The organism is Nonomuraea sp. NPDC001684 (assembly GCF_053596515.1).
Genome location: NZ_JBSFGJ010000285.1, coordinates 1 through 12,258, shown reverse-complemented (window position 1 = coordinate 12,258; position 12,258 = coordinate 1). Strand labels below are relative to the sequence as shown.

Annotated in this window: 14 protein-coding genes and 1 pseudogene; 5 read left to right on the top strand and 10 right to left on the bottom strand. The window is 73.7% G+C overall.

Annotation, left to right across the window (positions count from 1 at the left end; genetic code table 11):
• On the top strand, window positions 1–479 hold a 479-nt coding region (locus tag ACWCSD_RS35430; protein ID WP_449921514.1), incomplete at its 5' end, for a thiamine pyrophosphate-dependent enzyme.
• An 18-nt stretch (window positions 480–497) separates the two neighbouring features.
• Here ACWCSD_RS35430 and ACWCSD_RS35425 read toward each other — a convergent pair.
• Window positions 498–1,250 (bottom strand): IclR family transcriptional regulator, encoded by a 753-nt coding sequence (locus ACWCSD_RS35425; RefSeq protein WP_352356857.1) that lies wholly within the window; start codon window positions 1,248–1,250, stop codon window positions 498–500.
• An 80-nt stretch (window positions 1,251–1,330) separates the two neighbouring features.
• Between ACWCSD_RS35425 and ACWCSD_RS35420 the strand changes: the two genes are divergently transcribed.
• A complete protein-coding gene (locus ACWCSD_RS35420; RefSeq protein WP_397163936.1) occupies window positions 1,331–2,503 on the top strand; it encodes a 4-hydroxybenzoate 3-monooxygenase in 1,173 nt (390 codons plus the stop codon).
• Between the two features lie 56 nt (window positions 2,504–2,559).
• Complete coding sequence (locus tag ACWCSD_RS35415; protein WP_449921511.1) at window positions 2,560–2,865, top strand: DUF6401 family natural product biosynthesis protein; 306 nt, start codon at window positions 2,560–2,562, stop codon at window positions 2,863–2,865.
• Between the two features lie 84 nt (window positions 2,866–2,949).
• Here the strand turns inward: ACWCSD_RS35415 and ACWCSD_RS35410 are convergent, their stop codons facing one another.
• From ACWCSD_RS35410 to ACWCSD_RS35400, 3 genes are all read right to left on the bottom strand, one after another.
• Window positions 2,950–3,801, bottom strand: a complete 852-nt coding sequence (locus ACWCSD_RS35410) for a mechanosensitive ion channel family protein (protein WP_449921517.1) — start codon at window positions 3,799–3,801, stop codon at window positions 2,950–2,952.
• A gap of 122 nt (window positions 3,802–3,923) precedes the next feature.
• Window positions 3,924–4,490, bottom strand: a complete 567-nt coding sequence (locus tag ACWCSD_RS35405; RefSeq protein ID WP_449921508.1) for a hypothetical protein — start codon at window positions 4,488–4,490, stop codon at window positions 3,924–3,926.
• Window positions 4,490–5,863, bottom strand: coding sequence for an NAD(P)/FAD-dependent oxidoreductase (locus tag ACWCSD_RS35400; protein ID WP_387664712.1), 1,374 nt, complete (start codon window positions 5,861–5,863; stop codon window positions 4,490–4,492). Before ACWCSD_RS35400 ends, ACWCSD_RS35405 begins: the two co-directional genes overlap by 1 nt.
• Before the next feature lie 164 nt (window positions 5,864–6,027).
• Here ACWCSD_RS35400 and ACWCSD_RS35395 point away from each other — a divergent pair, with 164 nt between their 5' ends.
• The gene (locus ACWCSD_RS35395; RefSeq protein ID WP_352329725.1) at window positions 6,028–6,189 is read left to right on the top strand and encodes a hypothetical protein; all 162 of its coding nucleotides are present in this window, start codon (window positions 6,028–6,030) and stop codon (window positions 6,187–6,189) included.
• Here ACWCSD_RS35395 and ACWCSD_RS35390 read toward each other — a convergent pair.
• The 4 genes from ACWCSD_RS35390 to ACWCSD_RS35375 are packed head-to-tail and all read right to left on the bottom strand — an operon-like array spanning window position 6,172 to window position 9,806.
• The gene (locus ACWCSD_RS35390) at window positions 6,172–6,807 is read right to left on the bottom strand and encodes a VOC family protein (RefSeq protein ID WP_449921504.1); all 636 of its coding nucleotides are present in this window, start codon (window positions 6,805–6,807) and stop codon (window positions 6,172–6,174) included. The two genes, ACWCSD_RS35395 and ACWCSD_RS35390, sit on opposite strands and share 18 nt — an antisense overlap.
• The gene (locus tag ACWCSD_RS35385) at window positions 6,785–7,633 is read right to left on the bottom strand and encodes an alpha/beta fold hydrolase (protein WP_449921501.1); all 849 of its coding nucleotides are present in this window, start codon (window positions 7,631–7,633) and stop codon (window positions 6,785–6,787) included. Before ACWCSD_RS35385 ends, ACWCSD_RS35390 begins: the two co-directional genes overlap by 23 nt.
• On the bottom strand, window positions 7,630–8,565 hold the full coding sequence (locus ACWCSD_RS35380; RefSeq protein ID WP_449921499.1) for a Rieske 2Fe-2S domain-containing protein: 936 nt from the start codon (window positions 8,563–8,565) through the stop codon (window positions 7,630–7,632). Before ACWCSD_RS35380 ends, ACWCSD_RS35385 begins: the two co-directional genes overlap by 4 nt.
• A complete protein-coding gene (locus ACWCSD_RS35375; RefSeq protein ID WP_397163944.1) occupies window positions 8,562–9,806 on the bottom strand; it encodes a flavin monoamine oxidase family protein in 1,245 nt (414 codons plus the stop codon). Before ACWCSD_RS35375 ends, ACWCSD_RS35380 begins: the two co-directional genes overlap by 4 nt.
• 51 nt (window positions 9,807–9,857) lie before the next feature.
• On the opposite strand from ACWCSD_RS35375, the gene ACWCSD_RS35370 reads away from it, so the two are divergent.
• A complete protein-coding gene (locus ACWCSD_RS35370; protein WP_397163946.1) occupies window positions 9,858–11,048 on the top strand; it encodes a cytochrome P450 in 1,191 nt (396 codons plus the stop codon).
• Between the two features lie 13 nt (window positions 11,049–11,061).
• Here the strand turns inward: ACWCSD_RS35370 and ACWCSD_RS35365 are convergent, their stop codons facing one another.
• Window positions 11,062–11,919 (bottom strand): ABC transporter permease, encoded by an 858-nt coding sequence (locus ACWCSD_RS35365; RefSeq protein ID WP_358285390.1) that lies wholly within the window; start codon window positions 11,917–11,919, stop codon window positions 11,062–11,064.
• Window positions 11,916–12,258: pseudogene (locus ACWCSD_RS35360) on the bottom strand (hypothetical protein); the annotation flags it as partial. The gene ACWCSD_RS35365 and the pseudogene ACWCSD_RS35360, both read right to left, overlap by 4 nt.

The following is a 12,258-nucleotide window of genomic DNA, read 5'->3' as shown; positions in this document are numbered from 1 at the left end:
TGCAGCACGCCTTCCCCGGCCGGCAGGTCATCGCCTACGTCGGCGACGGCGGCTTCGCGATGCTGATGGCCGAGTTCCTGACCGCCGCCCAGCACCGGCTGCCGGTCAAGGTCGTCATCAACAACAACAACTCGCTCGGCCAGATCCTGTGGGAGCAGATGGTCCTCGGCTACCCCGAGCACGGCGTGCGCTTCGCCCAGCCGGAGGCCGACTACTCGGTCTGGGCCAGGGCATGCGGCGGGTTCGGCGCCAAGGTCACCAAGTCCGGGGACGTGGCCGCGGCGATCAGGCAGGCGCTCGCCCACGACGGCCCCGCCCTGGTGGACGTGGACGTCAACCCGAACGAGCCGCCCATGCCCGGCAAGGTCTCCTACGACCAGGCCAAGAGCTTCGCCCAGGCGTTCCTGAAGGGGCAGCCGCACAAGGCGGCCATCGCGACCACCCTGTTCAAGGACCGCATCCAGAAGTTCACCGACTGACCGCCGTCCGGCGGCCGGTCAGGGGGCCCGGCAGGCGGCGGCGATCCGGGCGGCGGTCTCCAGCAGCGGGTCCACCAGCCGGGGCAGCTCGCGGGCGCGCCGCGAGGCCAGCACGATCCCCACGGCGGCCACCGCCCGCCCGTCCACGACGACCGGCGCGGCCGCCGAGCACGAGCCGAGCGTCATCTCCTCGTGCGTCAGCGCGTAGCCCTGCGCCCGCACCGCCGCCAGCTCCCTGGCCAACCGGCCCGGCTCGGTGACGGTGTGCGGCGTGGGCCGTTCGAGCGCCCGGGCCAGGTACGCCTGCACGAACCACTCCGGCTCGAAGGCCAGCAGCGCCTTGCCCACCCCGGTCGGGTGCATCGGCAACCGCCCGCCCGTGCGCGAGACGATGGGCACGGCCCGCCTGCCGTACACCTTGTCCACGTACAGGACCTCCAGGCCGTCGCGGACGGCGAGGTGCACGTTCTCGCCGGTGGTGGCGAACAGCTCCTGGAGCCAGGGGTGCGCGCGGCCCTGGAGGCTGCCGGGCGCGAGCTGGCCGAGCTCCCACAGCCGCAGCCCCACCCGTAGCCGCCCGTCGGGGGAGCGGCTGAGCGCCTGCCACTCCTCCAGCTCGGCCACCAGCCGGTGGGCCGTGCTCAGCGGCACCCCGCTCCGCCTGGCCAGGTCGGTCAGCGTGAGCTGCGGATGGGCCGCGTCGAACGCCCCCAGGATGGCCAGCACCTTGGACGTCACCGTCTGCCCGGGACGCCGGGCTCCTCCGGACATGACCACACTCCTGCGCACATCTTCCACTCAGTGGAAGAGGCTACTCGGCTCCGAGGGCCGGCAGGCAGCAGACTTCCCTCATGCGAACTCAGGTCGGGATCATCGGCGCGGGCCCCGCGGGCCTGCTGCTGTCTCATCTGCTCCACCTGCGCGGCATCTCCTCGGTGGTGCTGGAGAAGCGCAGTCGCGCCTACGTCGAGCGGCGGGTCCGCGCGGGCGTCCTGGAGCAGGGCACGGTGGACACGCTCGTCGAGGCGGGCGTCGGCGCGCGCCTGCTGCGCGAGGGCCTGCCGCACCACGGCATCGAGCTGCGGTACGGCGGCGCGGGCCACCGCATCGCCTTCGACAAGCTCGTCCCCGGCCGGGCCATCACCGTCTACGGGCAGCAGGAGGTCGTCAAGGACCTGATCGCGGCCCGGCTGGCGGCGGGCGGCGACCTGCGGTTCGAGGTCGAGGACGTCGAGGTGCACTCGCCGGAGTCCGAGCCGTACCTCACCTTCGGCGGCGAGCGGCTCGACTGCGACGTGATCGCCGGGTGCGACGGCTTCCACGGCGTCTCGCGGCCGAGCGTCCCGGACGGGGTCCTGGAGGTGTTCGAGCGGGAGTACCCCTTCGCCTGGCTCGGCGTCCTGGCCGAGGTGGCGCCGTCGTCGGAGGAGCTGATCTACGCCAGGACCGAGCGCGGCTTCGCGCTGCACAGCATGCGCTCGCCCACGGTCAGCCGCTTCTACCTGCAGGTCCCGGCCGACGCCGACGTGGCGCAGTGGCCCGACGAGCGAGTCTGGGCCGAGCTGAAGGCCCGCCTGGAGACCGTCCCGGGCTTCGAGCTGACCACGGGCGAGATCATCGAGAAGGGCGTCACGCCGATGCGCTCCTTCGTCGCCGAGCCCATGCAGTACGGGCGGCTCTACCTGGCCGGGGACGCCGCGCACATCGTGCCGCCGACCGGCGCCAAGGGGCTGAACCTGGCCGTGGCCGACGTCCGGGTGCTGACCGAGGCGCTGGCGGCGTTCTTCGAGCACGGCTCGCCGGAGCTGCTCGACGGCTACTCGGCGGCGTGCCTGAAGCGGGTGTGGCGGGCGCAGCACTTCTCGTGGTGGATGACGACGCTGCTGCACACCTTCGACGAGGACGACCCGTACGGGCGGCGGCTCCAGACGTCCTACCTGGACTACGTCACCTCCTCGGAGGCGGCGGCGACCACGCTGGCGGAGAACTACGTCGGACTGCCCTTCGACCGACCGCACGACTGACCACGGCACCCGCCCCCCAGGCGGGCTGACCTCGGGCGATGCCTTAAAGTTGGCGCGTGGTTTTCGAGGAGGGCTGGGCGCATGCGCCCCTGCGGTGGTTGATGGACACGCTGGGCCATGCCCAGCTCGCCAGGATGGAACGCGAGCCGGCGCTGGTCGCGGCCGTGGATCAGCACGCGGCGCTGCTGCGTGACGCGATCCCGCTCGACCGCGAGACCCTCGGCGACTATCTGCTGGGCTTCCTCGACGAGCTGCGCCACCTCGGCTGGATCTTCAGCGGCGACCACGACGCGCCCGCGCTGCGGCTGACGGCGGTCTGCTGGCTCGCCCGCGAACAGGGCTTCCTCGCCGAACCCGCCTGAGCCTGCGCCGGACGTATCGCGCCGGCCGGCCTGCCGTCCGTGAGGGGTCCGCGTGGCCGGGCGCTTGTCCCGGCCACACGGAGCTCAGCTCTCCGGCGGGAGGTCCGCGCGGGTCGCCCCGCCGGTCGTCCCGCCGCTCGGGCCCATGGTCGGGCCGGTCGGGCCGGTGCTGCCGGTCGTGCCGGGCGCGCCGGGTGTGGTGCGGGCCGGTTCGGCGGGCCGGGCCATCGAGCGGGCGTCCTCACGCCCTCGCTGGTACGCCTCGGCGTGCGCCCTGGCCTGCGGCGCCTCCGCCTCGATCCGGCCGATCCAGCGCTCCCAGCGCTGCTGCATCGGACGGACGAGCCCGCCGCCGAGGCCGATGGCGATGATCGCGCCGATGGTGGCGAGCACGGTGATGAGCACCGGGGTCGTGACGGTCGTGGCGACGCCGATCTGGTTGAGCGCGGCGATGATGCCCAGCGCCCAGATGAAGACGGCCGCCGCGATGCCGAGCCAGCGCCCGTAGGACAGCCCGCCGAGCGCGCCGTCGACGAGGTCCCGGACGGCCCGGGCGATCGCCCCGGCGATCACGATGATCACGATGGCGACCACGGCCTTGGGCAGCCAGCCCACCACCCCGTTGAGCAGCGCCGAGATCGGGTTGGGCCCGAAGACGCTGAAGGCGATCTGCAGGGTGATCAGCAGGATCGCGTAGTAGACGAGCTTGGCGAGCAGCCCGCTGGCGTCGTACCGGCTGCTTTCGAGCCAGCGCTGCACGCCGCTGCGGTGTACCGCCCGTTCGAACCCGACGCGGTCGAGGATCTTGTCCACGAGCTTCTGCAGCGCCTTCGCCACGATCCACCCGATGATCAGGATCACCAGGAACGCGACCAGCCTGGGCACGAACGTCGCGACCTGTCGCCAGGCGTCCGTCAGGCCTTGGCCAATATTGATGTCCACGGTTTCCTCCAAAACGAGGAGCTCATGGAGTCGCGGTACCCGGCTGAACTGGGACTATGCACGCATTGCTACCAAATTTTCGCTCAGTGTTACATTTGTACAAGTGTGTGCAGGGGTCAGTGGAGCCGGCGCAGGTCCATCTGGAAGTTCTGGTGCCAGGTCTGGCCGCTGTCCACGGTGGTCTCGCCGATCTCGTGCCAGGTGGTGCCGGTGAACGTCAGCGTGTAGCGGCTGGTGTAGGCGGGCGTCTGGAGGCTCCACTCGAAGGTGTCGTCGCCGACCACCGGCACCACCGTGGTGACGTAGCCGCGCGAGAACGCCTCCCAGCGGTACTGGCCGGTCGCCTCGGAGTAGTTGATCACCGCCAGGGCGCTGTCCACGATCGTGCGCGGGTCCGCCTTGTCACGGCCCTGACCCTCGACCGAGATCACCAGGTCGCCCGCCTGCCAGCGCACCCGCTCGGTCTGCAGGAACTCCTGCCGGGTGCCGGAGGGCGTGACGGTCCAGCCCGCCCCCGCCCACGTGCCGATCATGAACGACAGCCGCCGCATGGCCTCCGCCTGCCCGGCGGACGCCTGCCCGCCCGCGGCCGAGGCGGGCGTCCGGGCGGCCGTCGCCGGGGCGGGGGAGAGCAGGGCCGCCAGTAAGGCGAGTGGCAGGAGCAGGCGGAGCAGTGACTTCATCAAGGCGTCCTCGTCAGTGAGCGGCTGATGCCGAGCCGGGGGTGAGCGGTCAGGTAGAGGCCGGTGGCGGCGTCGTACAGGTCGTTGGCGTCCATGCGCATGGGGGCCAGGGTGCTGCCGGCGGGCGTGACGTTGCGCAGGGCGCGCAGCCCCGCGTCGTGGGCGGCGGTCACCAGCTCGCTCATCGGCGCGGTGCCGCCGGCGGTGGTGGCGTCGGTCAGGTCGGACAGCCCGGCCGTGATCGCGGCGAACGCGTGGTCGGACGTCCCGCCCCTGATCAGGTGCTGGGCCAGCCAGAAGTAGCTGGCCCGGCCGCGGTACTGCCGGTAGACCGAGGAGACCATGGTCAGCAGCCGCTGGTAGGCGTTGCGGTACAGGGACTCGTAGAAGCCCAGGGCCTCCTGCTCGCTCACCTCGCCGCGTTCGGTGGCCGTGATCGAGGCCGCGGCCAGCAGGGCGCTGTACATGGCCAGGTGCACGCCGGTCGACAGCAGCGGGTCCAGGAAGCAGGCGGCGTCGCCGGCGATGCGGTAGCCGGGGCCGCAGAAGGAGTCGGCCACGTACGAGAAGTCCTGCTCGACGCGCACCGGGCCGGTGAACCTGCCGATCAGCCCCGCCACGGTCGGCGACTCGGCCACCACCGCGTGGAACATCTCCTCCGGCGACCGGTAGTGGGCACGCCGCTCCAGGAAGCGGGTCTGGTGGGTGACGAAGCCGACGCTGAACACCTCGCCGCGCAGCGGGATCACCCAGTACCACCCTTCCGGTGAGGAGATCACGTTGATGCCGCCGCCCGGCGTGTCGGGAAGGAGCTCGCCGCCCTGGTAGTAGCCCCAGATGGCGACGTTCCTGAAGACGTCGTGCGGGCGTCGGTCACGGAAGTGCTGCGCCGACAGTACCCCGGCGCGTCCGGAGGCGTCGACCACGTGATCGAAGCGCTCCAGGCCGCGGTCCCACTCGGCGGCGCGGGCGCGGCCGTCCTCGAACAGCACCCGCCTGACCCTGGCCTGCTGGATCACCTCGACGCCCTGCGAGGCGGCGTGGTCCAGCAGCACCTGGTCGAAGTCGTCCCGGTCCACCTGCCAGGAGCGCACCTCGGGGCCGAAGGTGGCCGCCCAGTTCACCGTCCAGTCGCGCTCGGCACCCCAGCGCAGCAGCAGGCCCTCCTTGACGGGATAGCCGCGCTCCTCGATCTTCTCGTGCGCCCCGGCGTAGTCGATGATCGTCCGGCAGGACGGCGAGACGGACTCGCCGATGTGGTAACGCGGGAAACGTTCGCGTTCCAGGAGCCGGACGTCCATTCCGTTGCGGGCCAGCAGCGTCGCGGCGATCGAGCCCGCCGGGCCGCCGCCGATCACTAATACCTTGGTCATCGCGAGCCCTTCCGATAATCGATACGTATTACGCAGTGACGGGCCCGGCGTGCGGGGCCCAATACGTAGGCCGATACGTATATTCCGGCGTTATTCTGGACCGCCGGCCCGGCCTGTTCGATGATGCGTCTGAGTTCCGTTCCGTCTTTCTGCAAGGAGCGCGCATGGGATTGAACCTCCGGCTGGTCGTTCCCCTGGTCTACGCCGCCGCGGTGGTCGTGGCCTTCCTGATCGGCAAGACGGTCGGCTCGGTGGTCGTCATCGCCGGCGCCGTCCTCGTGGCCCTGTTCTTCGTGCTGTCCGGCCGGTCACGTCAGCGCGAATAGGGCCCCCCACGGGTCGCGCACGATCGTCGCCCGGGGATGCCCGGGGGCGGTCGTGGCGCCCAGCCGGGCCGCCGCCGCGGCGGTCGCGGCGCGGTCGGCGGTCGCGAAGAACGTCATCCACTGCGGCCGCGCCCCCGTCCCCTCGCGGACCTCGGGCGCGACGCCGAGCAGGTCCCGGTAGAACCCGGCCTCGGCCGACCACAGCTCGTGGGCGCACCACGTGCCCGGCTCGCCGGCCAGCACGATCCCGGCTGGCCGGTGCCCCTCCCAGAAGCCGACGGCCGCCCCCGCCGGGTCGGTCGCGAACAGCACGCGCCCGTCCTGTCCGGCCGCCATCGGGCCGAAGACGACGCCGCCGCCCAGCTCCTTCACCCGTACGGCCACGGCGTCCGCGTCCGGGGCCGCCAGGTAGGTGTTCCAGGAGGCGGGCAGGCCCGGCGGCACCCGGCCGAAACCGGCCACGACCTGGCCGCCCAGCTCGACGAAGGAGTAGCCGCCCTCCTCGCGGAAGGTCCAGCCGAACAGCTCCCCGTAGAAGGCCCGCGCGCCGGCCGGGTCGAGCGCCCCGTAGTCCACCCAGCACGGCTCGCCCGGCTCATAGTGCTCGTGAATCGGCACGCCCGGCCTCCTCGTCCACATCGTCCACATCGTCGGCTTCGTGCGCGTCCAGGGCCGACAGCCGCAGGTGCGCGGCGACGAGCGGCGCCACGACCTCGGGCCGCTCGATCAGGCACAGGTGCCCAGCGCCGGGGACGGTGACCGTGCGGCACCGGGGGACCGACTCGCGCAGCAGCGCCGCGCCGGCCCGGAACGTCGGCATGTCCCGGTCGCCCACGACGACCAGCGTGCGCGCCCGGATGCCGCGCAGGTCCTCCACCGTGTGGACGTGCCTGCTCAGCCCGTGCATCGCGCCGTCGCGCAGCTCCCGCCACGAGTGCCGGGCCACGATCGCCCGCAGCCTGGCCCGCAGCCCGGGATGGTCCTCGGTGCCGCGGAAGATGTCCGGCGGCGAGGACATCCACAGGTCGGCGAGCTGCTCGCCGTCCGCGCCCATCCGGGCCAGCCCGGCCAGCGCCCGGTAACGCTCGGCGGTGCCCGGCTCGGGAGGCGCGCCGGCGATGGTCGGGGAGCCGACGATCAGCCCGCGCACGTCATCGGGATGGTCGACGGCCAGCTGCAGCGCGATCATCGAGCCGATCGACTCGGCCACCACCAGCGTGGCCGACTCCGCCCTGGCCAGCCCGGCCAGCTCGGCCGCCAGCGCGGGCAGCGACGTGCCCGGCCGCAGCGGCCCGGACCGCCCGTGCCCCGGCAGGTCCACGCCGACGTGCCGCCAGCCGGGCAGCAGGTTCCACAGCGGCTCCCAGACCGAGGCGTCCATCGTGTAGCCGTGGATCCACAACACGGCCCGGCCCTCGCCGGTCGAGCGCACGTACAGGCTCATGAGGACGCTCCGGCGGAGGCGGAGGCGGAGGCGGGGACGGGGGCGAAGCCCTGGCAGAAGCGGCGGAAGGCGAGGACCGGGGTGTCGCCGGCGTCCAGCCGCTGCGGGGCGCCGGTGTCCAGGTGGTCCCAGACGACGCGGTCCTGGTCGAAGGCGTAGCGGGCGCCGTGCACGAGCGCCGGCAGCGAGTCCCGCTGGTCCGGCCGCACGCCGATGGCCACCCGTCCCACGCAGCCCGTCCCGTCCGGCACCGCGCCCGTGACGATCGTGTACGGCGCCGACTCCGTGCCCAGCTCGGTCACCACGAGGTGCGGGCTGTAGGCGCGGGCCACGAACCGGGAGGCGAAGTCGAGCCGCCGCTCCCGCTCCCACGGCGGCGCCTTGGTCCGGAACTCGCCCTCGATGACCAGCTCGTCGTGCCCGCCCATGCTGACCCGCATGCCGCGCACCGAGGGCACCAGGTGGACGGTGCTGAAATGCTGGGCGTCGAAGGCGTTCTCGACGACGTACTCCGCCGGGACCGTCACCGGCTGGTTCACCGCCGCCACGATCACCAGGTCCTCGGCCGCCTGCTTGATCGCCTGCTCGAAGCCGCGGTCGTCGCCGGGGTCGCCGGACAGCCGGGCGAACAGCGCCGCCCCGGCCCGCAGCGTCCGCAGCTCGCCCACCGACCAGCGGCGGCCGGACCCGCCCAGCGAGACGCGCTTGCCGTGGAAGGGGCAGATCACGCAGTCGCCGTCCAGCTTGCCGCCGTAGGCCAGATGGGCGCCCCGGTGGGGGCAGGTGGCCTCGAACACCCGGATCCGCTCGCCGTCGCGCACGGCCATCAGGCGCGCGCCACCCAGCCGCAGCGGGGTGAGCCCCGGGCCGATCTCGTCGTCGAGGGCGAGCAGGAACCACCCGCCGTGGAGCTCCCCGTTTCCGGCCGTCATCTCTCCAGCGCCCCAATCACCTCTGTGGCCGCGCGCTCCCCGCTGGCCATCGCCATGTGCGCCATGGGCGGGCCGGACAGGCCGACGGTGGCCTCCCCGGCGAAGAAGACCGTCCCGCCCAGCGGCTCGGCCCAGGCCGGGGACGCCCACAACGTCCCCACGCCCGGGTAGGTGTACGCGCCGCCCGCCCACGGGTCGGCGCCCCAGTCGGACACCACCACCTCCGGGTTCAGCCCCCGCGTCCACGGCAGGGCGCGGGCCAGCAGCGCGGCCAGGCCGCCCGGCTCGGCCCACGCGCTCCGGGCCGCCGCCGCGGCCCGTCCCTTGGCCATCACCAGCACCTCGGGCCGCCCGGCGGTCGTGCTGACGAATCCCAGACGGCCGCCGGCGTCGAAGACCACGACGGACTCGGGGGCGGCCACTGGATAGGCGGCCAGCCCGCACCAGGCGTCGCCGGGCCGCAGCTCGTAGGCCGCCGCCTGCTTGCGCACGGGCAGGTCGTCCAGCACGAGCCGTCCCTCGGCGACCACCGGCGGCGGCACGGTCACCACGGCGGCGGCGGCGCTCTCCACGCGCCCCGCGGCGGTCAGCGCCCGCACCCGGCCCGGCGTCCAGGCCAGGCGGACGACCGCGTCGCCGAGCCGCACCCGCAACCCCTCGGCCAGCCGCGCGGGCAGCCGGTCGAAACCGCCGGGCAGCGCGAACTCGCCCCGCCCGGACCGGTCGGCCCGGCGCAGCGCGGCCAGCGCGGGCGCGCTCAGCGCCTCCGGCTCGGCCGCCCAGTTCTGCCTGAACCACTCCGCCGCCGGCTCCAGGGCCTGCGGGCACTGCGCCGTCTCCTCCTTGAGCCACGTCGCGACCGGCACGTCCCAGGGGCTCGCCCCCGCCAGGCGGCGCAGCGGCTCCCGGGCCGCGCCGGACGTCAGCCGCTCCTCCAGCAGCGGCGGCGTGGGCCGCAGCGCGGTCAGCGGGCGCGGCCCGCCGGGCAGCAGCACCCGAGCCGCGCGCCGCGGCACCGGCACGGGCGCCTCCAGGCCGGGCAGCGCCGCGATCGGGTTGCGGTCGCCGTGGATGACCTGCGCGCCCAGCTCCAGCAGGGTCGGCCGGTGGGTGCGGATCCGGCCGCCCACCCGCTCCCTGGCCTCCAGCACCGTGACCGCCAGCCCGGCGGCGGCCAGCCGCGCGGCCGCCGCCAGCCCGCTCACCCCGGCGCCGATCACGACGACGTCAAGCTCTGCCACCGGCACATCCTCTGTAGTAGTTTGTCCTCGGCCTGATCACGAGGAGACGCCATGACGGCACCCCGCACGCTGCCCGGCCACCTGCCGCACCCGTTCTCTCCTCGCGGGCGGCTCGACCCGTATCCGGCGTACCGCTGGCTGCGCGAGCACGATCCCGTGCACTTCGACGTCACCTCGCGCATGTGGCTGCTGACCGCGCACGCCGACTGCGCGCTCGCGCTGCGCGACCCGCGCTTCTCGGCCGCGCTCGGGCAGCGGGAGCGGGTCAGGGACGACGAGCTGCCGCCGTCGATGCTGACCACCGATCCCCCCGAGCACCAGCGCCTGCGCTCGCCCGGCGCGCTGCTGATGGGCCCGGCCGCGATCCGCGGCATCGCCGGCGACATCGAGGCCGGCATCGGCGCGGTGCTCGACGGGCTGGCCGGCCGGGAGGAGATCGAGGCCACCGCCGACCTCGGCGAGCCGCTGGCCACCGGCGTGCTGGCCAGGCTGTTCGGCCTGCCGGCCGCCGACGTGCCGGCCTTCGCCGGGCTGGCCGCCCGCGTGTCGGTCAACCTCGACCCGCTGGCCGGGCCGCAGGCCGCCGCGGCCGGGCGGGCCGCGATGGGCGAGCTCACCCGCTTCCTCGGCGAGCGCGCCGACGCCGCCGCCGAGGCCGCCGGGAACGGGCCGGGCGGCTCGCCGTTCGGGCGGCTGGCCGCCGACGACCGGCTGACCAGGGCCGAGATGCTCGGCATCGCCGCGCTCACGGTAGTCGGCGGATGGAAGCCGCTGGCCGAGATGGTGGGCAACGCCCTCCACTGGCTGCTGCCGCGCGAAGAGGCCGCCGGCCTGATCAGGGACGGCGGCCCGCAGGTGGCCGAGCAGGCCGTCGACGAGCTGCTGCGGCTGGAGTCGCCGATCCCGTTCACCGCCCGGGTGACCACCGAGGCGGTCCCGCTGGACGGCGGCCTGATCCCGGCGGGGGCGAGGGTGCTGGCCCTGGTCGGAGCGGCCAACCGCGATCCGGCGGTGTTCGACCGGCCCGACGAGCTGCTGGTCACCCGGTCGCCCAACCCCCATCTGGCCTTCGGCGCGGGCACCCATCTCTGCCTGGGTGCGCCGCTGGTCAGGCAGGCCGGCGGGCTGCTGCTGAGCGGGCTGCTGGAGCGGTATCCCGGGCTGCGCCGCACGGGGAAGCCGCCCGCCTGGGCGCCGGGCCTGGTGCCCAGGAGGCTGACCGGCTTCACCCTCGCCATCTGAGCCCCTTCCCCGGTCAGCGGACGTTGGCGCCGCGCCAGCGGAAGGTCAGCAGGCTCAGCAGCAGCGCCGCCAGGCACCAGCCGCCCAGCACCGCGGCGGTCCTGCCCAGCTCCCACGCGCCGGCGGGCTCCACCACCGCGAAGTCGGCCGGCAGGAACACCGAGCGCAGGCCCTGCGTCATCCACTTCAGCGGGAAGAACGCCGCCAGGCTCTGCATCCACGCCGGCAGTTCGCTGTAGGGGAAGAACACCCCGGAGATGAACTGCAGCACCAGGAACGGCAGCGTGACGATCGCCGCGGCCGAGCGGGCGTTGGGGATGATCGCGCTGAAGGCCACCGCCAGCAGCGAGCAGGACGTCGCCCCGAGCAGCAGCACCCAGGCGAAGGTCAGCCAGTGTCCGGCGTCCGGCGGCAGCGGCAGGCGGAACAGCGCGACGCCGACGCCCAGCAGGATCGCCGCCTCCAGCACCCCGGTCACCACCACCCGGACGATCTTGCCGACGAAGTACGCCGTCTTCGGCATCGGCGAGGAGGCCAGGCGGCGGATCATGCCGTTGTCCCGCTCGATCGCGATGTTGATGGCCAGGCCGTTGAAGCTGACGCTCATGATGCCGCAGGCGATGATCCCGGCCACGAACATCTGCTTGAAGTCGGTGTGCGTGCCGGGGACCGTGCCGGAGAAGATCGAGCCGAGCACCAGCAGCAGCACGATCGGCAGCAGCAGCGTGAAGAACAACGACTGCCGGTTGCGGAAGAACGACTTCAGCTCCACCGACGAACGGGCCGCCGACGCCCGCCACAGCCCCGACCCGCCGCCCGACGCGCGCACGGGACGGCCCTGCTCGGCCACGATCGCGTTCGAGCTGGTCATGCCTGGGCCCCCTGGTTCTCGCGGATCAGCTTGAGGTAGACGTCCTCCAGCGTGGGCCGGTGGACGCGCAGGTCGGGCAGCTCGTCGGCGCCCGCGCGGGCGGCCCAGGGCAGCAGCGCGGCCAGGGCCCGCGTGGGCGTGTGGGTGAGCAGCGTGAGCGTGCCGCCGGGCACGCCGGGCGTGCAGGACGGGTCGAGCGCGGTGCCCGCGGGCAGGTCCGGCAGGTCGGCCGCGCTCAGCTCGGAGAGCGAGGTGGTGCCCGACTTGACCTCGCTCGCCACCCGGCGCATGGACACCGCGTCGAGGCCCTCGGCGTCGGCCACCGCGATCGCGGCCCGC